Source organism: Kribbella sp. VKM Ac-2571 (assembly GCF_004362255.1).
Lineage (GTDB): Bacteria > Actinomycetota > Actinomycetes > Propionibacteriales > Kribbellaceae > Kribbella > Kribbella pratensis.
The window spans coordinates 17,164-38,509 of the sequence record NZ_SNWS01000017.1 but is presented as its reverse complement, the minus strand read 5'-3'; the positions used below and the strand labels follow the sequence as shown (position 1 = coordinate 38,509).

Here is a 21,346-nt window from a genome sequence, read left to right as displayed (position 1 = left end):
CGGCGCACTCGGGGGACTAAGGGGAGTGCGGGATGAGGAGTGTTCGGGGTGCGGTAGCGGGGATTGGGTCGGCGGTGCTGGTCGCGGGGCTGGTGATGGCTCCGGGCGGTGCCGCGGGTAGTGCGGTCGTCGACGACACTCCGGTGTTGGCGCCGGGCGCGGCTCCGCCGCGGATCAGTGAGGAAGACGAGCAGATCCAGTTGCAGCGGGACCTGTTCTTCATGAGCCGTCGTACGGCGGGCGACCAACAGCTCGACAACCAGCAGGCGGGAGCACAGCGCGCGGCGGCGGCGCGGGCCGCGGCTCAGCTGCGCAAGAACGGGGCACCGAGCCCGGGCCCTGCGACGTTCCCCGGTTCCTGGACGGGCCTCGGACCCGATCCGATCGTCCAGGTGACCCGCAGTACGCCGATCTTCACCGCGATGGCCGGCCGCATCGGTGCGCTGGCGATCCGGCCGAGCAACGGGCGGTTCATTCTCGGCGGCGCCCAGGGCGGCATCTGGTTGTACGACCCGGCGACCGGCACCTGGTCGGCGAAGACCGACAACCAGCCGTCGCTCGCCATCGGCGCGCTCGCGGTCGCGCCGTCCAACGACGCGATCGTGTACGCCGGTACCGGTGAAGGAGCCCTGTCCGGCGACAGCTACTTCGGCAACGGCATCATGAAGTCCACCGACGGCGGCGAGCACTGGGCCCATGTGTCCGGCGACTTCTTCGAGGGCGTCTCCACGTCGGCGCTCGTCGTCGACCCGGGTAACGCGAGCCACCTCTACGCCGCGATCCTGCGCGGCCGCGGCGGTGCCCGTCGTACGACGCCTCCGGTGCACTCGCGGTACGGCGTCTGGGAGTCGAAGGACGGCGGCTCCAGCTGGACCTTGCTGAAGGAAGCGAAGTCCGAGCTGAACGGCGCCACGGACCTCGAGATCGACCCGCAGAACCCGAAGGTCCTGTACAGCTCCTTCTGGGGCGACGCGATCTACAAGTCGACCGACGCCGGTGCGCACTGGTCGCCGATCATGACCGGCCTGCCGGCCGCCGACTACGCCGGGACCGGGACGAGGTTCTCGCTCGGCTTGTCGCATCCGGCCGAGCAGAACGCTGTCCTGTATGCGGGCTTCAACTGGAACGACCAGCCTGCCCGCGTCTTCAAGTCGACGAACGACGGCGCGAGCTGGTCGATCCTGCCTGCCGGCACCGGGGCCGACACCGTCGAGGACTACTGCGCCGAGCAGTGTTCGTACGACAACGTGATCCTCGCCGATCCGGTGAACCCGAACGTCGTCTACGCGGGCGGCCAGTTCAACTACGCCATCGGTTCCGGGGGCATCTTCCGGTCCGACGACGGCGGACAGACCTGGAAGAACCTGGGCTGGGACCAGCACCCGGACTTCCACGCGGTGGCCGTCGACCCGGCGAACCCGGACCACGTGCTGATCGGCAACGACGGTGGTGTCTGGTACAGCCACGACCGCGGCGGCCGCCCGAACGCGACCGATCCGCTCAACGCCGTCACCTGGCAGAACCTCAACGGCACGGTGGATCCGAACACCGCCGCGGTGACGCACCGCACCGGCCTCCAGCTCGGCCAGTTCACGTCGATCGCCAACGTGCCGACCGTTCCGGCCCGGGTCTGGGGCGGCACGCAGGACAACGGCACCGACCGCAAGTCGACCGCCTCGAACACCTGGTTCGACGTGGCCAGCGGTGACGGCGGCCAGGTCCTGGTCGACCCGAACGACGCCAACTTCGTGTTCGGCACGTACTTCGGCATCACGCCGTACCGCTACACCGACGGCGGCGCGTCCTTCTTCAGCAACCAGTACATCCGGACCGGCATCAACCTGAACGACCGGGCCGAGTTCTACGTGCCGTGGGTGCAGAACCAGCGCAGGACCGATCAGCTGTTCCTCGGCACCTACCGGCTCTACCGCACCGACAACGGGAAGGCGCCGTCGGCGGGCGACGTGCGCTGGAAGCCGATCAGTCCGGACCTGTCCAGCGGCTGCACCGGCACGGCGCCGAACGGGGGACGCGGATGCTTCATCTCGGCGATCGGTGTCGGCGGCGGCGACGCGGTCTACACCGGCGCCGAGGACGGCTATGTGTACGTCAGCCCGAACGCCCAGGTCAGCGACACGCCCACCTGGAACCGGGTGGACACCGGCAAGCTGCCGAAGCGGCCGGTCACGCAGTTCGCGGTCGATCCGAGCAACTACCGGATCGCGTACGCCGCCTACGCGGGCTTCAACCGCGCTACGCCGTCCCGGCCGGGCCACGTCTTCAAGACAACCGACGCGGGCGCGACCTGGACCGACATCAGCTTCAACCTGCCCGACAGCCCGGTGAACTCGGTCATCCTGGATCCGTCGTACGCGAACACCTTGTACGCCGGAACGGATGTCGGACCGTTCGTCACCCACGACGGTGGTGTGCACTGGGCACCGCTCGGCTCCGGATTCCCGGACGTGGCGATCTGGCAGCTCAACCTCGACCCGTCCCACCGGGTCCTGGCCGCCGGTACGCACGGTCGCGGCGCCTACCGCAGCTTCGACACGTCGGCCGTTCCCGCGCTGGTCGTGTCCAAGGTCGACTCCGGTACGCCGGTTGGCCCCGGCAGCCGGCTCGAGTACGCGATCACCGTGAAGAACATCGGCAACGCACCCGCGACCGGGGTGAAGGTCACCGACCCGGTCCCGGCGAACACGACGTTCCTCGATGCCGACAACGGCGGTACGAACGTCGGCGGCGTGGCGACCTGGAACGGTCTGACCATTCCGGCGGGCGGCAGCATCACCGTGCACCTCGGCGTACGGATCACGAACTCGAAGAAGCTGACCGCGATCGTCAACGACGGTGTCCGGGTCGTGTCGGCCGAAGGTCCGTTCACGACCGGTTCACCGGTCACGACGTCGATCGCACCGGCGTACGCCGTCAGCGTCAGCCCGGCGACGCAGACCGACGGCGGCCGGCCGGCGACGATCGTGAGCTACCCGTTGTCGGTCAAGAACCTCGGGTACACGACCGACAGCTACACCTTGTCGAGCAGCGGCGGGACCTTCCCGGTCGCGTTCTTCGACTCGACCTGTACGACGCCGGCCACCACGACACCCGCGGTCGCGCCGGGGGCGACGGCGGCGGTCTGCGCCAAGGTGACCGTCGGGGCGAGCGGTAGCAGTACGGCCACGGTGACGGCCACCTCGGTCGGCAGTCCAGGAGTGTCGGGATCGGCGTCGATCAAGACGATCGCGGTGACTGTCGACACTCTGCTCGTCGACAACGACGGCAACGCGCCCGACGTACAGGGTGCGTACGCGACGGCCCTGACCAGCAAGGGTGTCGCGTTCGACACCTGGGATCTCAGCACCGACATCAACCTGCCGCAGAACTACCTGCTCGCGCACAAGAACGTGGTGTGGTTCACGGGTAACACCTACCCGGCACCGATCACGCCGTACGAGGCACGACTGCAGGCGTTCCTGGACAACGGCGGACGCTTGCTGATGTCGGGTCAGGACATCCTCGACCAGGCAGCCGGTACGACGACCTTCGTCCGCGACTACCTGCACATCACGTGGGACGGGAGTGAGACGCAGAACGACAAGGCCACGGGCGCGGTGCACGGCGTCGCCGGTAACCCGGTGACGAACGGCATCGGGACGGTGCCGCTGGACCACTCGGTCCTGGGTGCCACGTTCGAGGACCGGGTCACGCCGAACGGTGGCGCGACGTCAGCGTTCACCGACGACGCTGCCCAGCCCGACGCGCTGACCTTCAGTGGGACCTACAAGGTCGTGTTCCTTGCCTTCCCGTTGGAGGCGTACGGAACGGCTGCGGACAAGGCGGAGCTGATCGGCCGGACGATGACCTTCTTCGGGCCGTGACGGCGGGGCTGACGCCTGCGGGACTGGGGCCCGCAGGCGTCAGCTGAACTCGTTGAGGGCGTTCTGGGCCTGGGTCAGCCATTCGCGCCTGGCGGCGATGGCTTCCCGGGCTTCGGTGGCCTTACGGGTGTTGCCCTGGGCCTCGAACTTCGCGGCCTGCTTCTCCAGGTCCGAAATCAGGGACTGGAGCTGCTTGACGGTCGCCTCGGCGCGGGCGCGGGCTTCGGGGTTGCTGCGGTTCCAGACCTCGTCCTCGGCCGCCTTCACAGCTTGCTCGACGGCGCGCAGCCGTCCGTCGATGGCGCGCATCGAGTCCCGCGGGACCTTGCCGATCTGGTCCCAGCGGTCCAGGTACTCCCGGAGCTGCTCGCGGGCCGTGCGGGCGTCCTCGACCGGCAGGATGGTCTCGATCTCGGCCAGCAGCGCTTCCTTGGCCCGCAGGTTTTCCACCTGCTCGGCGTTCTCTTCGGCCTGTACGGCGTCCCGCGCGCCGAAGAACAGGTCCTGCGCGGCGCGGAACCGTGCCCACAGCTTGTCGTCCACCTCACGAGGCGCCGGCCCGGCGGCCTTCCACTGCCGCATCAGGTCCCGGAACCGCCCGGACGTCGGACCCCACTCGGTCGACCCCGCGAGCGACTCCGCCTCGGCCGCGAGCCGCTCCTTCACCACAGCTGCCTCTTCGCGCTTCGAGGACAGCTCGGCGAAGTGCTGCTTGCGATGCCGCGTGTACGTCGTACGCGCCGAGGAGAACCGGTGCCACAGCTCGTCGTCGCTGGACTTGTCGAGCCGGGGGAGTGCCTTCCACTCGTCGAGCAGTTCGCGCAGGCGCGTCACGCCGTGCCGCCAGTCGGTACCGGCCGCGATGCTCTCGGCCTCGGTGGCGATCTTGGTCTTGGCGGAGCGCGCCTCCTCGACCTTCGCGGCCCGCTCGGCCTTGCGCCGCTCGCGCTGCTGCGCGACGAGCGGGGTGAGCGCTTCGAGGCGGGCCAGCAGTCCGTCCAGGTCGCCGACCGCCTGTGCGCCCTCGATCGAGGCGGCGACCTTCTTCACCGCAGCGCGGGCGTCGTCCGGAGAAACTGTGCCTGCCTGCACACGCTGTTCCAGTAGCTCCACCTCGAACGCCAGCGCGTCGTACCGGCGGGTGTAGAAGGCGAGCGCCTCCTCGGGGTTCGCGTCCGGCCACTGGCCGACCGCCCGTTCACCGTCCTTCGTCCGTACGAAGACCGTTCCGTCCTCGGCTACCCGGCCCCAGTTCTCTCCGGCCACAACTCGCCCCTTCCGGCGGTATGCACTGCGCTCGTGCCCATTCTGGTCAGTCCCCGGTCCAACCGCGCGGACAGGGCCCGCCTGGGCGCGTCGAGCTGCCTTCTCGACGCTCAAGCCTCCGGCGTGCAAAGGCTTATCCCTGAACAATCACAAACTCCCAGCTCAGGCGCAACGGGGTTGCATCACAATCCGGTTCGAAGTACGGCGAACCACCCGGGTAACCTTGGTGGGTCCCGAACCCCGTTCCAGGAAGGTCTGCCGTGCTCATCGCCGGGTTCCCCGCGGGACCGTGGGGTACGAACTGCTACGTCGTCGCCACCGGCCAGGGCGCGGAATGCATCGTCGTCGACCCCGGGATGGACGCGACACCGGGTGTCGAAGAAGTCGTCCGGGAGAACAAGCTGAAACCCGTCGCGGTGCTGCTCACGCACGGTCACATCGACCACATGTTCTCCGTCCTCCCGGTCTGCGGGACGTACGACGCGACCGCCTGGATCCACCCGGACGACCGGCACCTGCTCGCCGACCCGATGGCCGGGATCAGCCCGGAGACGGCGCGGATGCTGCTCGGCGGCGACCACGCCTTCGCCGAGCCCGACGAGGTGTCGGAACTCGAGGACGGGCAGGCGCTCGAGCTGGCGGGGCTCCGGTTCACGGTCGACCACACCCCGGGTCACACCCGCGGCTCGGTCACCTTCACCACGCCGTACGACGGGCCCCAAAAGGGCACACAGCAGGTGCCCGCCGTCCTGTTCTCCGGTGACGTGTTGTTCGCCGGGTCGATCGGCCGGACGGATCTGCCTGGCGGCGACCATCCGGCGATGCTGCATACGCTGGCCACCAAGATCCTGCCGATGCGCGACGAGATCGTCGTCCTGCCGGGTCATGGTGGCCAGACCACGATCGGCCGGGAGAAGGCGACCAACCCCTACTTGCAGGACCTGGAGATACAGAACTCATGAGCAAGGTGACCCCTCTGAGCGGGTTTCCCGAATTCCTGCCGTCGGACCGGATCGTCGAGCTGCAGTTCCTCGACGTGATCCGGGAGACGTTCGAGCTGCACGGTTTCGCGTCGATCGAGACCCGCGCGGTCGAGCCGGTCGAGCGGCTGTCCGACCAGGGCGAGGACGCCGACAAGGAGATCTACGGCGTACGTCGGCTCGCGGCCGGCGCAGACGAGGACGCGGCGCTCGGCCTGCACTTCGACCTGACCGTCCCGTTCGCCCGGTACGTGCTGGAGCACAGGGGCAAGCTGGTGTTCCCGTTCCGGCGCTACCAGATCCAGAAGGTGTGGCGGGGTGAGCGTCCGCAGGAGGGCCGGTACCGCGAGTTCACCCAGGCGGACATCGACATCATCGACAGCGGCGAGCTGCCGTTCCACTACGAGGTCGAGCTGCCGCTGGTGATCGCGGACGCGTTCCGCAAGCTGCCGATCCCGCCGTTCCGGATCCAGGTGAACACCCGGCAGATCCCGGAGGGCTTCTACCGCGGTCTCGGCATCGAGGACATCACCGGAGCGCTCCGGATCGTCGACAAGCTGGACAAGATCGGCCCGGACAAGGTCACCGACCTGCTGACCGCGGCGGGCCTGTCCGCGGAGACCGCGAAGCAGGTGCTGCGGCTGGCGGAGATCTCGTCGACGGACGCGTCGTTCGCGGATCAGGTGCGCGCGCTCGGCGTGCAGCACGAGATCCTCGACGAGGGCCTCGAGCGGCTGTCGCAGATCATGACGGCGGCGAACGAGCACGCACCCGGCCTGCTCGTCGCGGACCTGAAGATCGCGCGCGGCCTCGACTACTACACCGGCACGGTCTACGAGACTCAGCTGATCGGTGACGAGGGCTACGGGTCGATCTGCTCCGGCGGTCGCTACGACTCGCTGGCGTCCGACGGCAGGACGACGTACCCCGGCGTCGGGATCTCGATCGGTGTGTCGCGGCTGGTGCACCGCTTGATCAGCAAGGGATTGCTGACCGCATCCCGGCGTACGCCGACTGCTGTGCTGATCGCGCTGAACTCGGAGGAGGACCGGGCCGAGGCGATGCGGACGGCGATCCAGTTGCGGGGCCGGGGGATCGCGGTGGAGGTCGCGCCGGCCGCGGCCAAGTTCGGGAAGCAGATCAAGTTCGCCGATCGCCGCGGTATTCCGTTCGTCTGGTTCAGCACCGAGAACGGGCCCGAGGTGAAGGACATCCGCAGCGGTGAGCAGGTGCCCGCGGATGCGGCGACCTGGGCCCCGCCGGCTCAAGACCTACGTCCAAGCATCAAGACGCAAGAGGAGAACTCGTGATCCGTACCCATTCCGCAGGCTCGTTGCGTGCCGAGCACGCCGGGCAGACGGTGATTCTGGCGGGCTGGGTGGCGCGGCGACGCGATCACGGCGGCGTGGCGTTCATCGACCTGCGCGACTCGACCGGCACCGTCCAGGTCGTGATCCGCGACGAGGACGCCGCGCACGGCCTGCGTTCGGAGTACTGCCTGAAGATCGTCGGCGAGGTCTCGCCGCGTCCGGAGGGCAACGCGAACCCGAACCTGCCGACCGGCGAGATCGAGGTGATCGCGACCGAGGTCGAGGTCCTGAACGAGGCGGCTCCGCTGCCCTTCCCGGTCGAGGAGCACCACGCCACGCCGGTGAACGAGGAGATCCGGCTCAAGTACCGCTACCTCGACCTGCGGCGCCAGGGCCCGGGTTCGGCGCTCCGTCTGCGCAGCGAGGTGAACAAGGCCGCCCGTGAGGTGCTGGCCAAGCACGACTTCGTCGAGCTCGAGACGCCGACACTGACGAAGTCCACGCCGGAAGGCGCCCGCGACTTCCTGGTCCCGGCCCGCCTGCAGCCGGGCAGCTGGTACGCGCTGCCGCAGTCGCCGCAGCTGTTCAAGCAGCTGCTGATGGTGGCCGGTATGGAGCGGTACTACCAGATCGCCCGCTGCTACCGCGACGAGGACTTCCGCGCCGACCGGCAGCCGGAGTTCACCCAGCTGGACATCGAGATGAGCTTCGTCGACCAGGACGACATCATCGCGCTGTCCGAGGAGATCCTCACGGCGCTCTGGAAGCTCGTCGGGTACGACGTGCAGACGCCGATTCCGCGGATGACGTACGGCGAGGCGATGGCGCGGTTCGGCTCCGACAAGCCGGATCTGCGGATGGGCCTCGAGCTCGTCGAGTGCACGGAGTACTTCAAGAACACACCGTTCCGCGTGTTCCAGGCGCCGTACGTCGGTGCTGTCGTGATGCCGGGTGGTGCGGACCAGCCGCGCAAGCAGCTGGACGCGTGGCAGGAGTGGGCCAAGCAGCGGGGCGCTCGCGGATTGGCCTACGTGCTGGTCGGTCAGGACGGCGAGCTCGCCGGGCCGGTCGCGAAGAACCTGTCGGAGGAGGAGCGCGCGGGCATCGCCGACCACGTCGGTGCGAAGCCGGGTGACTGCATCTTCTTCGCCGCGGGTCCGGTGAAGACGTCGCGGGCGCTGCTCGGCGCGGCCCGGCTGGAGATCGGCCGTCGCGGCGGCCTGATCGACGAGTCGGCGTGGTCGTTCGTGTGGGTCGTGGACGCGCCGCTGTTCGAGCCGGCCGACGACGCGACCGCCGCGGGCGACGTCGCGGTCGGGTCCGGCGCGTGGACCGCCGTGCACCATGCCTTCACGTCGCCGAAGCCGGACTCGCTGGCGACGTTCGACACCGATCCCGGGTCGGCGCTGGCGTATGCGTACGACATCGTCTGCAACGGCAACGAGATCGGCGGCGGCTCGATCCGTATTCACCGCGAGGACGTGCAGAAGCGGGTCTTCAAGGTGATGGGGCTGACCGACGAGGAAGCGTCGGAGAAGTTCGGCTTCCTGCTCGACGCGTTCAAGTTCGGCGCGCCGCCGCACGGCGGGATCGCGTTCGGCTGGGACCGGATCACCGCGCTGCTCGCCGGCACCGAGTCGATCCGCGACGTGATCGCGTTCCCGAAGTCCGGCGGCGGGTTCGACCCGCTGACCGCGGCGCCGGCGCCGATCACGCCCGAGCAGCGCAAGGAAGCCGGCGTGGACGCGAAGCCGGAGCCCAAGGACAAGTAGCGCGACAACTCGGGCAACTGGCTGGTCCTGGTGGAGCAGCGCCCGTACACCGCGGAGGACTTCACCTGAGATGCTGACCGGATGGACATCACAGTCGATCCGGTCGGCCTGACTCCGCCGTACGAGCAGGTCCGTTCGCAGATCGAGGCGTTGATCCGCGCGGGCGAGCTGGCGCGGGGGACCAGGCTGCCGACCGTGCGTCAGCTGTCGCTGGACCTCGGGCTGGCCGTGAACACCGTCGCGCGCGCCTACAAGGAACTGGAAGCCGACCACCTGGTCGAGACCCGCGGCCGCAACGGCACGTTCGTCCTGGCCTCCCGCAGCCAGATCGACGACGCCGCGACTCACACCGCCGCCGTGAAGCTCGCCCAAGCTGCTCGTGAGGCCGGTCTGTCGTTCGCCGAAGCCACGGAGATCCTTCAGCGCGCTTGGTAGCTGATGTGGAGGCCGCCGGCCGGGTTGGGCTCGATGGTCAGCTGGGCCTGGTGGGCTCGGGCGACGGCGGTGATGACGGCGAGGCCGAGGCCGTGCCCTTGAGACTGTGCACGCTGGAACGGCTCGGTCAGCCGGCTGATCTCGTCGGGTGGGATCTTGCGGCCGGTGTTGGTGACGGTCAGACGGCTGTCCGCGGTGGCAATGTCGACGGTGCCGCCGGGGATGTTGTGGCGGATGGCGTTGGCGATCAGGTTCGTGACCAGGCTGGCCGTCAGCGGTACGTCGCCTGTGATCGAGGCCGGGGTCAACGAGGTGCGGAGCTGGATGTCGCGGACCTCAGCTTCGGCCTGGTGTTCCCGAACGATCTGCGACGTCAGGTGGGCGAGGTCGAAGCGTTCGCGCCGGTCGATTCCGTCGTAGCCGGTCGCCAAGGTGAGGAGCGCATCGATCAGCTGCTCTTGCTGCCGGCCGAGATCCAGCAGTTCTTCGCACGCCGATCGGAGTGTGTCGGCGGACGCATCAGGGTCGGCCAGCGTGAGTTGGAGGAGCGTCCGCTGCACGGTGAGCGGCGTACGCAGCTCATGCGACGCATTGGCGACGAACTGCCGTTGCGCGGTGAACGACTCGTGCAGCCGCCGCAGCAAGCCGTCCAGTGTGCCGGCCAGCTCGGTGAACTCGCTGTATCCGGGCGGTATGCGGAGCCGGGTCTCCAGGTCCTGAGCGGACATGCTTCGCGCGGCACGTGTGATCGTGTCGAGCGGACGCAGCGCTCGGCCGGCGATCATCCAGCCGAGGGCGATCGAGGCTGCTGCCAGTAATACGAGGGCGACGGCGGCATAGCGCAGTACGTCGGTGAGGTTGTCAGTAGACCCGCTGGTCGTGTGGCTGCCGTTGAACATCCCCAGCGCCACGACTCCCAGCACCACCATGCTGCATCCGAAGGCGACCGCGGTGTGGAGCAGCGCGAGCCGGGTGCGGAGTCGGGGAAGGGCCGTCATGGGGAGTCGATCCGGTAGCCGCCCTCGCGGACGGTGTGGATGGCCGGCGGGTCGCCGAGTTTGCTGCGCAGCCGTCCGATCGTGGTCTTCACCGTTGTCGTGAACGGATCGGCTGCCTCGTCCCAGACACGTTCGAGCAGCTCTTCGGCCGGTACGGCACGACCGCCGGCGGAGAGCAGATGTTCGAGGACCGCGAACTCCTTCGGGCTGAGCTCCAGCCGCCGTCCGGCCCGGAACGCGACCCGGCGGTTCGGGTCCAGGCTCAGATCGCCGTTGTCCAGGACGGGCGGCAGCGCCGGCGCGGATCGCCGTCCCAGAGCCCGTACGCGGGCCACCAGCTCCGCGAGGTCGAACGGCTTCGGCAGGTAGTCGTCGGCGCCCAGGCCGAGCCCCTCGACCCGATCGCGCACCGTCCCGGCCGCGGTCAGCATCAGCACCCGCTCGCCCGCTCCGCCGTACACGATCCGCCGGCAGACCTCGTCGCCGTGCACCTCAGGCAGATCGCGATCCAGGACAACGACGTCGTACCGCGTGACAGCCATCCGCTCCAGCGCGTCCCCGCCGTCGAGGGCCGTGTCGACAGCCATCGCCTCGCGGCGCAAGCCGGTGGCGATCAGCCGGTTCAGCGTCTGGTGATCCTCAACCACCAGCACTCTCATCTGCCCAGCTCCTCTCGACGTACGGCGGTCCACGATGCCAGGCGGGTGGTGACAACCAGGTGACAGGCGAGCGCACCGAGGCGTCACCGCGGCCCGCGTACAAACCATGCCATGACATCGATCGAGGTGGCGGAGTTGCGGAAGCGGTACGGCGGGACGACTGCGCTGGACGGGATGACGTTCACGGCACGGCCCGGGCGCGTGACCGGGTTCGTCGGGCCCAATGGGGCCGGGAAGTCCACGACCATGCGGATCATCCTGGGGTTGCAGACTGCTGATGCGGGACAGGCACTCGTCTGTGGCCGGCCGTACCGGTCGCTGAAGTGCCCACTGCGTTCGCTTGGCTCCTTGCTGGACGCATCGGCGCTGCACCCGGCGCGGAGCGGCCGTAACCACCTCCTGTGGCTTGCGCAGACACAGGGTCTTGGCGCGCGCCGGGTGGACGAGGTGATCGAGCAGGTGGGGCTGGCGTCCGCGAGTCGCCGTACCGCCGGCGGCTACTCGCTGGGCATGCGGCAACGGCTCGGTATCGCGGCTGCGCTGCTGGGTGATCCGCCGACGATCATGCTGGACGAGCCGTTCAACGGCATGGACCCCGAAGGCATCGTGTGGCTGCGCGGCTTCCTGCGCTCGCTGGCCGAGCAGGGGCGGGCCGTACTGGTGTCCAGCCACCTCATGAGCGAGCTACAGGACATGGCCGAGCACGTGGTTGTTGTAGGTCGCGGACGAGTGGTCGCTGACAGCAATGTCGCCGAGCTGATCGCGGCGGTCTCGGGTGATCGAGTGCGGCTGCGGACCAGTACACCTGAGCCTGTCACCGCAGCACTTACAGCTGCAGGCGGCCAGGTGGTGGAGGCCGACGACATCGTCGTACGGCGTCTTGCGGCCGAGCAGATCGTGGCTGTGCTGACGGCCAACGGCCTGCCCTTCTCCGAGGTCACGCCGCACCGGGCGACGCTGGAAGAGGCGTACCTGGACCTGACCGGCGACGCCGTCGAGTACCGGGGAGCGCCGGCGTGAACCTGTTGCGGGCGGAGTTCACCAAGTTCCGGTCGGTGCCTGGCTGGGTGCGGGGTGTTGTGGTGGCGGCGCTGTTGATCCTGCTGTTCCCTCTGACCGGTCTCGGCGGCGGACCCGGTGATGAGCCGTCTCCTGTGACAGGGCCGGATGGCCAGCCGGTCAACAACTCCTACTCCTTCGTGCACCGCCCGTTGCCCGGGGACGGTCAGATCACCGTTGCCGTCAGCAAGCTGTCCTCCGAGCAGGACGGGCCGTGGGCGAAGGCCGGGCTGATGGTCAGGGCGGGGTCGCGGTACGCGGCGATCATGGTCACCGGCGGGCACGGCGTACGGATGCAGCACGACTACCTGTACGACAAGGCCGGTCCGGCGGTGCGTTGGGTGCGGCTGACGCGTTCTGGAGGCACGGTGACCGGTGAGGCGTCGGCGGACGGCTCTCGGTGGACAGTGGTCGACAGGGTGCAGTTGAGCGGCCCCGCCCAGGCAGGGCTGTTCGTTGCGTGCCCGTCTCGGATCAGGGGCATCGCCATCGCCGATGACACTGCGACTGCGGTGTTCAGCAGGCCGCAGCTGGCTGGCGCTTGGCTGGTCGCTGAGTGGACTGGGAGCGTTGTCTCTTCAGGTGCAGGCTTCACAATGACGGGTCGCGGTGATCTCGGGCCGGCGACCCGCAGCGACGTACCGGTGGGAGCTGCCGCCGGCGACCTGCTCTTCGGTACCTTCCCGGCGCTGATCGTGATCGTTGTGGTGGGCACCCTGATGGTTACGACGGAGTACCGGTACGGGGTGATCAGGCTCAGCTTGAGCGCCGGAACCGGCCGATTCCGCGTGTTGCTCGCGAAGGCCGCGGTGCTCGCCGGTGCGACGTTCGCAGCGGCTCTCTTGGCCACTGCGCTCGCAGTACCGCTGTGGTTGCGGGTGGTTCGCAGCCTCGGTGCTTACGTGTTTCCAGCCGGTCCGCTGGCACTGATCCGGGCTGAGGTCGGCACGGCGGCAGTGCTGGCCATCACGGCTGTTCTGGCATTGAGCGTTGGCGTCATTCTGCGGCGCAGTGCGACGGCCGTCACCACCGTGGTCGTTGTGACCGTGCTGCCGTACCTCCTGGCGCTTGCGCCGTTCCTGCCGCCGTCGCTGGCGCAGTGGATGACACGGGTCACTCCGGCCGCTGCATTCGCCGTACAGCAGACCTTGACTCGCTACCCGCAGGTCGACAGCGTCTACACGCCGGCGAACGGCTACTACCCGTTGGCGCCGTGGGCTGGCTTGGCCGTGCTGTGTGGGTACACCGCTGTCGCTCTGGCGGTTGCCGCCGTACTGCTCCGCCGGAGGGATGTGTGAGAGCCGAGTGGACCAAGTTACGTACGACGCCTGGCGCGGCGTGGCTGCTGCTGGTCACTGTGATCGTCACTGTTGCCCTGAGCGCTGCTGTCTGCGCGGCTGCCACTACCTGTGGCACCAAGGCGTTGCTCAGCGGCGTGTACGCCGGGCAGGCACCTGTGGCAGTACTGGGCGTGCTTGTGGTCAGTGGCGAGTACAGCACCGGCCTCATCCATACGACGCTTGCTGCAGTGCCCAGCCGGAGCACCGTGATGGCAGCAAAGGCAGTGGTAGCCGCCGTTGTGGCTGCGGTGGACGGGACTGTGCTGTCTCTGGCCGGGCTTGCCGAAGGCCTCGAGCTACATGCCGCGGCACGAGCCGTCGCGTACCTGGTCCTCATCGCGATCCTCAGCGTCGGAGTGGCCGCCGTCGTACATGACTCGGCGGTCGCGATCGGTAGTGTGCTCGGCCTGCTGTACCTTCCGCCGATCCTCGCACCACTGGTCGCCAACCCGCACGTGGTCGAAGAGCTTGCTCCCATGACCGCAGGCCTTCCCGTACTCACCGCGTGGGCTATTGGTGCGCTTCTGGTGGGAACGCTACGACTGAGATGACGTTGCCGCCGTGCTGGGAGATGACGCGCAGTCCGGCGCGCTCCAGTTCGGCACGGAGTGCGTCTGGTCGCAGGTGGCGGCGGTGGGGGAGGTACCAGGTGTTGTCGAGTTGTACGGCGTCGTCCGCTGGGGCGGTGGTTCTTTCGTAGCAGATGCCGGTGGTGGCGTCGTACCGGAAGTTGTCGTCGTAGACGCGGGCCGGGTCGTACATGGCCGTGGAGAGGATGTAGTGGCCGTTGGGTTTCAGGCGCTTTCGTACAGCGGTGAGGACGCTGGCACGGTCGGGGTCCGTGACGATCGACTGGAGGCAGTAGCTGTCGAGAATCACGTCGTACTGCTTGCTCCCGGCCGGCATCGCGCACATGTCCTGCACGCTGAAGTTGACGCTCACCCCTCGCTGCCGCGCGAACCGTCGGGCGAGGGCGATCGCTTCCGGGATCAGGTCGACCGCGTCTACACGAAACCCACGCGCCGCAAGAAAGCACGCGGCCGGCCCGGTGCCACATCCGTACTCCAGCACCTCACCTGACGCAGGCAGCCGATCGAGAACGCTTTCGAGGAACGCCCGATTAGGAAAGTCGTCGAACGTCCAACTCTCACCGAAGAGCTCGTTCCACTGCGTCATACCTCCGCGCCCGAGCCGCCGGTAAGCCGCCTGATGCTCCGCGAAGTAGTACCGCACCTGCCTACTATGTCTCGCCGCGCTCCCGCCAGCCACGTAATTTGGGTTTGTGACAACAGGCCTGACGTACGCGGCCGCCGGGGCGACGTGCGTTGCTGACAGCGTTTGGACAGTCGTGCCGCCTGGGTATCGATGCGTCGAGCGGACGACCCGCATCGGACAGGGGCTGGAGTGCTGGGACGTCACGACGGCTGCGATGGGGCAGTGGACCATCAAGACCCGGAGTGGTTTCTCCGTCCAACCCTCTACCGATGTTCGGGAAGAACAGGACTACACGCTGCTCGCGGCGCTCGGTCCGTTCGCGCTGAGGGAGCCGGTTCGGGTTGTGGCCGTGGTCGCTCGGCCTGACCGCCATGGCTTTGCTTACGGCACACGCCAAGGCCACCCCGTCTCGGGTGAGGAAGCGTTCGTCGTGCACCGCTCGGCCGATGGGGCGGTGTGGCTGACGATACGGTCCATGACCCGGCCCGGCCGAGGTTTGTGGCGGTTGGCCTTCCCGGCAGTTCTCGTCGCCCAACGCTGGTATCGCCGCCGCTACCAGAGGGCCTTGGTCCCCTGAGGCTGTATCAGCCAACCCTGTATCACCGGCATCGCTTCGGGCTCCGGGTTGGTAGTGGGTGTTCGTTGGGGGCGCCGGGGCGTAAGGGGGAGCAATGGCTGACAGCATGACTGTGCCGCGTAAGGCAGGGCCACCTGGAACGAAGAGGAACATCGCGGTGCTCGGTGACGGGTTCACCGCGGTGGATCAGGTCGCGTACAACAGCTGGGTCCAGACGACGCTGATCGACGGCGTCTTCGGGCACGACTACTTCAGTGAGGACGCGTCGGCGTACAACATCTACCGGGTGAATCTGGACTCCGTCGACTCGGGAGTCAGCGTCCGGACGTACGACGAGCACGGGACGCCGACCGACTCGTCGGACGACACCGTCTCGTCGGAGACGATCCACGACACGGCGCTCGGCATGATCTTCAGCGGCTCCTGGGCGCACTGCTGGCTCGAGTACGGGCCGGACACCGAGGCGCGGATCCAGGCCGCGCTGAACAAGTGGGTGCCGGACTGGAACGAGCTGCTCGTCGTACTCAACAACCCGAACTACGGCGGCTGCGGGGGCGGCGGCCGGGCGCACGTGCCGATGGGCGTGAACTGGACCGTCATCGCGCACGAGTTCGGCCACGGCATCGGCGGCTTCGCCGACGAGTACTCGGCCGGCGGCGCGTACACCGGTGGCGAGCAGGGCTGGATCAACCTCACCACCGTCACCGACCGCGCCACCACGAAGTGGGCACACCTGATCGCACCGGCCACGCCGCTGCCGACCGGCATCGGCTCGGCCGCGGACTACAACAACGGCCCGCGACCGGCCGACTGGAACAGCAACACCGACGTCGGCCTGTTCGAGGGCGGCGGTACGGCGAACACCGGCCTGTACCGCCCTGTCGAGAACTGCCGGATGAAGGGCAATACACCGCCGTACTGCCCGGTCTGTTACACGTCGATCAAGACCGCCCGCGACCACGAGACCGAGCACACCTTCCGCAACGCCTACGCCGGGCGCTTCTACGGCACCGGCCGCAGCGATCTGCTGCTGCACCACGGCACGTCGATCCAGCTGTTCCGGGCCGATGGTACGGCGCTCGAGCACAGCTTCAGCGCCGTCGAACGGGTCCCGGGGTCGTGGCAGTTCATGCCGAACGACCAGGTGTACGTCGGCGACTTCGACGGCGACGGCACCGACGAGGTGGCGATCTTCAACGGCACCGACTGGGTGATGCCGTACCTCGGCCTGCTGAAGTCCGACGGCGCCGGTGGCCTCCGGCTGGTCGCGCGGTACGACGGCGACATCCCCGGCTGGGGTGGTTTCGCGGCCCACGACCGCTTCCTGGTCGCCGACCTGAACGGCGACGGCAGCGACGACCTGGTCGTCGTGAACACCGACGACTGGTCGATGCCGTACGTCGGCCTGCTGCGCTCGACCGGCACCGGCTTCTGGGTCAGCCAGCGCTACGACGGCGACATCCCGGGCTGGGGCGGACTGGCCCGGCACGACGAGTTCTTCGTCGGCGACCTGACCGGCAACGGCACCGACGACCTTGTCGTCTTCAACGGCGACGACTGGTCGATGGCGTACGTCGGCCTGTTCCGGGCGAACGCCGGCGGGTACTCGATGATGCAGCGCTACGACGGTGACATCCCGGGCTGGGGCGGGCTCGCACAGCACGACCGGCTGGTCCTCGGCGACTTCGACGGCGACGGCAAGTGCGACGTGTTCGTGTTCAACGGCGAGGACTGGTCGATGCCGTACCTCGGCATGTTCCGGTCGACCGGGTCCGGGCTCGCGTACGTCCACCGGTACGACGGCGACGTACCGGGCTGGGACGGCCTGGCGCGGCACGACGAGTTCTTCGCGGCCGACATCGACGGCTCCGGGCGCTGCGACCTGTGGGCGTGGAACGACCAGGACTGGTCGACCGAGTATCTCGGGAGGATGCTCAGCTCGGGGATCGAACTGAAGGCCGACTACGTGGGCGACCGGGTCGGCGAGTGGAACCTGGGCCCGGTCGACCGGTTCGAGCCGGCCCGGATGACCGGACGCTCCGGCCGGCCGCAGCTGTACGTGCACAACACCGACTGGTTCGGCGTCATCAACGGGCGGCGGGGCATCACGCTCGACCGCATCTACTACCGCTGGATCCACAACTACCGCCACGGCCGGAACTGGTAAGGGAGCCGACGATGAAGCAACCCAAAGGCACGGAGCGTTCTGCCACCCGGAATCGCCGGCCGTCGAAGCCCCCGGCCGGAGAGGTCCGCCGCCGGCACGCCGCCGTACCGCCGTACGCCGGTCCGGTGAAAGGCGACCAGACCCGTCCGGACCCGACGCGGTCCGCGAAACCCGCCTTCGACCCGGATGCCGCGGCACGGACGCAACAACCCTCAGGTGAGTGGCCGGATCAGCAGGCTGCGCAACCACGTCAGACCGGGGACCCGCAGGAGCAGTACGTACGGCTCCGGATCCGGGTGCGTGGCGATCGACTCACGGTCGTCGACAGCCACCTGGTGGACGGCCCGCTGGCCCAGTCGACGACCTTCCACGGCGCCAACGCGTACGAGGTCACGTACGACGACCAACTCCTGCACGCCGGCACCGTCACGGATCCGGCCACGCAGCGCTCGTTCCCTAGCCTCGACGGCCCGGAGGAACTGCGCGGCCACAACGTGACGCCGCGGGAGATCTACGAGTTCACCGCGCGCGTTCCGGCCGCAGACGTCACCGAGGAGACTCGCGGCGGCATCCACGTGCGGCTGCATCGGATCGACGACCCGACCACCACCGACCGGTTGGGCGCCGCACCGCTGGGCGCGCAACTCGAAGGCCGTCTCACCCAGGTCGCCGAACTCGTCGGCCTGCCCGAATCCACCCTTCCCGAGGCGATCGAAGCCCGCGGCGGCCGCACCGCCACCGGCCGCTGACCGCATCTGGGACCACCTGATGGTGTCCGGGGACAGGCAATGCCCTGTCCCCGGACACCATTGCCTGTTCCCGGTCCTGATCGCGGCTTGGCGGAAACGATTCCAAGAAAGTCGGGTCAACGTTGTAGTGAGGTATGTACACGCTCTCTTGGCGTTGCTAGATTCCGGGCTGATTTGACATCGATGTCAACCTCAGGGAGTGGTCGCGATGGTTTCGAGACGTGCGTTCCTGGCGGGCAGCGGTGCGGTGACGGCGGGGAGTCTCGGCTTGGTTCCGGGGCTCACGACGGCAGCGCAGGCTGTGGTTTCATCGACGTCCGGCAGCCCCGCTCGGCTGCTGCCGGTGTTCAACCGCCCGAGACACCTGGATTACGGCGATGTGAGCAAGCTCAGCGGGGGAGACCAGACCCTGCTGACAACGTTGCAAGGCATCGTCAACCGTACTGAGCCGGAGTTGTACTTCCTCTACGACACCGGCACGGTGAGCGTGCCGGACGCCAAATGGCTGGCGGACATGCACCTGCCGACCAAGCTGTACAAGAACCCGTTGGACCTGGTCGCGAAGTACCGCAGCCGGATCCGCGGCGCGATCGTGCACGACCCCGACGTACCGGACTCGCTGAACGTGGCGACGACGCTCGCCGGACTCGAGAACGCGGTCGTCGCCGACGCGGATCAGGCGAAGGCGCACGGTCTCAAGATCGTGCAGGACCTGCGCGGGATGTTCGACGACGACCGCGTGAAGACGTACCGCTGGCAGCTGGACAACCTGTTCCCCAAGGTCACCCACAAGCTGCTCGCCGGCCTCCCGCCGACCCGCGTGGTCGACGTCGAGGGCGTCCAATGGCAGGAGATCGCCCGCGAGACCCGGCAGATCCGCGACTCGTCGAACCGCGGTACCTACAACCTGGACGTGTCGTCCAAGCTCGGCAAGGAGGCCGTCTACGTCCGGTTCGCGGACTCGTTCACCGACGACGGCTGGGGCGCGTCGATCCTGCACGTGGTGGTGACGGCGAACGGCGCCGAGATCGCCCGGTTCGAACCGAACAGCCCGGAGGAAGCGCCGTACCTGTTCGACGGCTCGCACTCCTCGATCGGCGGTGAGGGCAACCGCTTCGCCGACGGCGGCAACTACTGGATCTACCGCTTCGAACCACCGGCGGGTACGACGTCCCTCGTCGTGACCGTGGAGATGTGGAACCAGTACCTGGTCTCCGCGACCGACACGTCGCCGACCCGCATCGAGCCCTTCCCGTACTTCCGCGACTACGTGGTGGCCACCAAGGCCCTGGTGAGCTGGCTACCACCCGGTGGTGCGACGGGCGACCTGCTCATCGAGCACTACGCGAAGTACCCGACGCTGGCGCCGTACATGGGCTGGTTCGCGAACGACGTCTCCGGTGAGTGGGACGGCGTAGACCTCGCGAGCAAGGGCGGTTCGCCCGTCGTCGCGGCCGACTTCTACATGAACGGCACGGTGCACGCCGGCTTCACCGCGCCGATCTCGGACAAGCCCCGGCCGGTACGGCGGATCGACAAGCCGAAGAACAAGGTCTACGTGACCCTGACCTTCGGTGAAGGCGACAACATCCAGTACTGCCAGCGCCGGTTGCGCGAGATCTGGGACGACCCGAAACGCGGCCAGGTGCCGACCAACTGGACCATCAGCCCGTTGCTCGCCGAGACGGGCCCCGGTCTGTACAGCTACTTCCAGCGCACCGCGACCTCCAACGACCTCCTGGTCTGCGGCCCGTCCGGCGGCGGGTACACGTACCCGGCCTCGTGGAAGCCCGACGAGCTGACGCAGTACCTGAAGATGACCGGCGGCTTCATGAGCCGCACCGGACTGGACGTCGTGTACGCCTACAGCGGTCGGCAGGACGGCAAGTGGATCCTGCTGTCGGAGGAGATCGCCTCCGGGTACGCCGAGTACACGCCGACCAAGGGGATCATGCAGACCTGGGACGGCGACCCGCTCACCGTCCGCCAAGGCGGTCTGCCGATCACCGGCGGCTGGGGCGCACCAGGCAAGGCGGCCGAGTTCAAGGCCGCACTGGACCAGCGGATCGCGAACTGGGACGGGGCGAGCCCGCTGTTCGTGTCGGGTCTGATCGGCGCCTGGTCCTGGACGCCGTCCGACATGGCCGAACTCGGAGCGCTGCTCACCGACCCGTACGAGGTGATTCTGGCGAACAGCTTCTACGACCTGCTCAACAGGGTGCTGTAGCCAGACACAGGGCGCGGCCGCCCGCGGGGAACGGGCGGCCGCTTTGTGGGGGGCTTACCACTGGTGAGCGACGTCGATCACCAGTCGGGAGTTCGAGCCCGGTCCCGCGAGGGTGAAGACGCGGAACGGGAGCCGGGCGCGGACGCCCAGACCGATCGTCGTCTGTCCCTCGAAGCTGCCGGCGAACGCGAGCTGCCGGAACGTGCGGTAGCCGGCCACGTTGGTCAGCTCCTTGGAGTTCCTCGGGGCGTACGTCGCCTTGCCGGAGTTGAGGTCGTACGACGGCGCGCGGACGACGATCTGCAGTTTCGCGCCACCGCGCAGCGGCACCACGAACCCGGAGCCGTCCTGGTGGACGGTGCCGACGTACCGGACGTCGTACCCGGGAGCGCGGCCGCCCAGATCGACGACCAGCCTGTCGTAGCAGGCGTGCCGGCCGGTGCGGATGTCGGTCACCGGCGACTGGACCATCCGGCTGTTTGCCTCGGGCAATGATCCCCAGCCGCGCGGGCAGGACGCGGTCGAGGCGGTCGGGGTGGTGCGGGGGGCGGTGGACGATCCGGCCAGCGCCGGCGCGGCGAACGCGGCAGCGGGTACTGCGAGGACTGCGAGGCCGGCGACGATCGTCTTGGTGAGTTTGTGATGGATGTTCATGATGCGTTCCCCCCTTATGAGGACACTTACTTGGACGACACCAGTCGCCAACTGGTT

17 protein-coding genes are annotated in these 21,346 nt (G+C 68.3%); 12 read left to right on the top strand and 5 right to left on the bottom strand.

Going from position 1 to position 21,346, the window contains the following annotated elements:
- Positions 1–32: 32 nt before the first annotated feature.
- Positions 33–3,881 (top strand): DUF11 domain-containing protein, encoded by a 3,849-nt coding sequence (locus EV651_RS31320; protein WP_133788872.1) that lies wholly within the window; start codon positions 33–35, stop codon positions 3,879–3,881.
- Positions 3,882–3,920: 39 nt separating this feature from the next.
- On the opposite strand, the gene EV651_RS31315 is transcribed toward EV651_RS31320, so the two are convergent.
- Positions 3,921–5,147 carry a DUF349 domain-containing protein gene (locus EV651_RS31315; protein ID WP_133788871.1) on the bottom strand — a complete coding sequence of 409 codons (1,227 nt, stop codon included), beginning with the start codon at positions 5,145–5,147 and terminating at the stop codon, positions 3,921–3,923.
- A 260-nt stretch (positions 5,148–5,407) separates the two neighbouring features.
- On the opposite strand from EV651_RS31315, the gene EV651_RS31310 reads away from it, so the two are divergent.
- The 4 genes from EV651_RS31310 to EV651_RS31295 all read left to right on the top strand — a co-directional run bounded on the left by EV651_RS31310 (position 5,408) and on the right by EV651_RS31295 (position 9,644).
- Entirely contained in the window at positions 5,408–6,109 is a 702-nt protein-coding gene (locus tag EV651_RS31310; RefSeq protein ID WP_133788870.1) for an MBL fold metallo-hydrolase, read from the top strand.
- Positions 6,106–7,437, top strand: a complete 1,332-nt coding sequence (gene hisS / locus EV651_RS31305) for a histidine--tRNA ligase (RefSeq protein ID WP_133788869.1) — start codon at positions 6,106–6,108, stop codon at positions 7,435–7,437. Before EV651_RS31310 ends, hisS begins: the two co-directional genes overlap by 4 nt.
- Positions 7,434–9,209, top strand: a complete 1,776-nt coding sequence (gene aspS / locus EV651_RS31300; RefSeq protein WP_133788868.1) for an aspartate--tRNA ligase — start codon at positions 7,434–7,436, stop codon at positions 9,207–9,209. Before hisS ends, aspS begins: the two co-directional genes overlap by 4 nt.
- An 81-nt stretch (positions 9,210–9,290) precedes the next feature.
- Entirely contained in the window at positions 9,291–9,644 is a 354-nt protein-coding gene (locus EV651_RS31295; protein ID WP_133788867.1) for a GntR family transcriptional regulator, read from the top strand.
- On the opposite strand, the gene EV651_RS31290 is transcribed toward EV651_RS31295, so the two are convergent.
- The gene (locus EV651_RS31290; protein ID WP_133788866.1) at positions 9,629–10,642 is read right to left on the bottom strand and encodes a cell wall metabolism sensor histidine kinase WalK; all 1,014 of its coding nucleotides are present in this window, start codon (positions 10,640–10,642) and stop codon (positions 9,629–9,631) included. The genes EV651_RS31295 and EV651_RS31290 overlap by 16 nt on opposite strands.
- Entirely contained in the window at positions 10,639–11,301 is a 663-nt protein-coding gene (locus tag EV651_RS31285; RefSeq protein ID WP_133788865.1) for a response regulator transcription factor, read from the bottom strand. Before EV651_RS31285 ends, EV651_RS31290 begins: the two co-directional genes overlap by 4 nt.
- Positions 11,302–11,412: 111 nt before the next feature.
- Here EV651_RS31285 and EV651_RS31280 point away from each other — a divergent pair, with 111 nt between their 5' ends.
- Genes EV651_RS31280 through EV651_RS31270 form a run of 3 tightly spaced genes read left to right on the top strand, consistent with a single transcriptional unit; the run spans position 11,413 to position 14,251 of the window.
- Entirely contained in the window at positions 11,413–12,321 is a 909-nt protein-coding gene (locus tag EV651_RS31280; RefSeq protein ID WP_133788864.1) for an ATP-binding cassette domain-containing protein, read from the top strand.
- Entirely contained in the window at positions 12,318–13,658 is a 1,341-nt protein-coding gene (locus tag EV651_RS31275; RefSeq protein WP_133788863.1) for an ABC transporter permease subunit, read from the top strand. Before EV651_RS31280 ends, EV651_RS31275 begins: the two co-directional genes overlap by 4 nt.
- The gene (locus EV651_RS31270; protein WP_133788862.1) at positions 13,655–14,251 is read left to right on the top strand and encodes an ABC transporter permease; all 597 of its coding nucleotides are present in this window, start codon (positions 13,655–13,657) and stop codon (positions 14,249–14,251) included. The genes EV651_RS31275 and EV651_RS31270 overlap by 4 nt, the downstream gene beginning before the upstream one ends.
- On the opposite strand, the gene EV651_RS31265 is transcribed toward EV651_RS31270, so the two are convergent.
- Positions 14,211–14,933, bottom strand: coding sequence for a bifunctional 2-polyprenyl-6-hydroxyphenol methylase/3-demethylubiquinol 3-O-methyltransferase UbiG (locus EV651_RS31265; protein WP_166658855.1), 723 nt, complete (start codon positions 14,931–14,933; stop codon positions 14,211–14,213). The two genes, EV651_RS31270 and EV651_RS31265, sit on opposite strands and share 41 nt — an antisense overlap.
- Before the next feature lie 49 nt (positions 14,934–14,982).
- Here EV651_RS31265 and EV651_RS31260 point away from each other — a divergent pair, with 49 nt between their 5' ends.
- From EV651_RS31260 to EV651_RS31245, 4 genes are all read left to right on the top strand, one after another.
- The gene (locus EV651_RS31260) at positions 14,983–15,492 is read left to right on the top strand and encodes a DUF1990 family protein (protein WP_202870595.1); all 510 of its coding nucleotides are present in this window, start codon (positions 14,983–14,985) and stop codon (positions 15,490–15,492) included.
- A gap of 106 nt (positions 15,493–15,598) precedes the next feature.
- Entirely contained in the window at positions 15,599–17,659 is a 2,061-nt protein-coding gene (locus EV651_RS31255; RefSeq protein WP_166658854.1) for a M64 family metallopeptidase, read from the top strand.
- An 11-nt stretch (positions 17,660–17,670) separates the two neighbouring features.
- Positions 17,671–18,408, top strand: coding sequence for a hypothetical protein (locus tag EV651_RS31250; RefSeq protein WP_133788859.1), 738 nt, complete (start codon positions 17,671–17,673; stop codon positions 18,406–18,408).
- 208 nt (positions 18,409–18,616) lie between these two features.
- Positions 18,617–20,635 carry a GxGYxYP domain-containing protein gene (locus EV651_RS31245; protein ID WP_133788858.1) on the top strand — a complete coding sequence of 673 codons (2,019 nt, stop codon included), beginning with the start codon at positions 18,617–18,619 and terminating at the stop codon, positions 20,633–20,635.
- Between the two features lie 54 nt (positions 20,636–20,689).
- On the opposite strand, the gene EV651_RS31240 is transcribed toward EV651_RS31245, so the two are convergent.
- Complete coding sequence (locus tag EV651_RS31240; RefSeq protein ID WP_202870594.1) at positions 20,690–21,289, bottom strand: hypothetical protein; 600 nt, start codon at positions 21,287–21,289, stop codon at positions 20,690–20,692.
- Between the last annotated feature and the right edge of the window lie 57 nt (positions 21,290–21,346).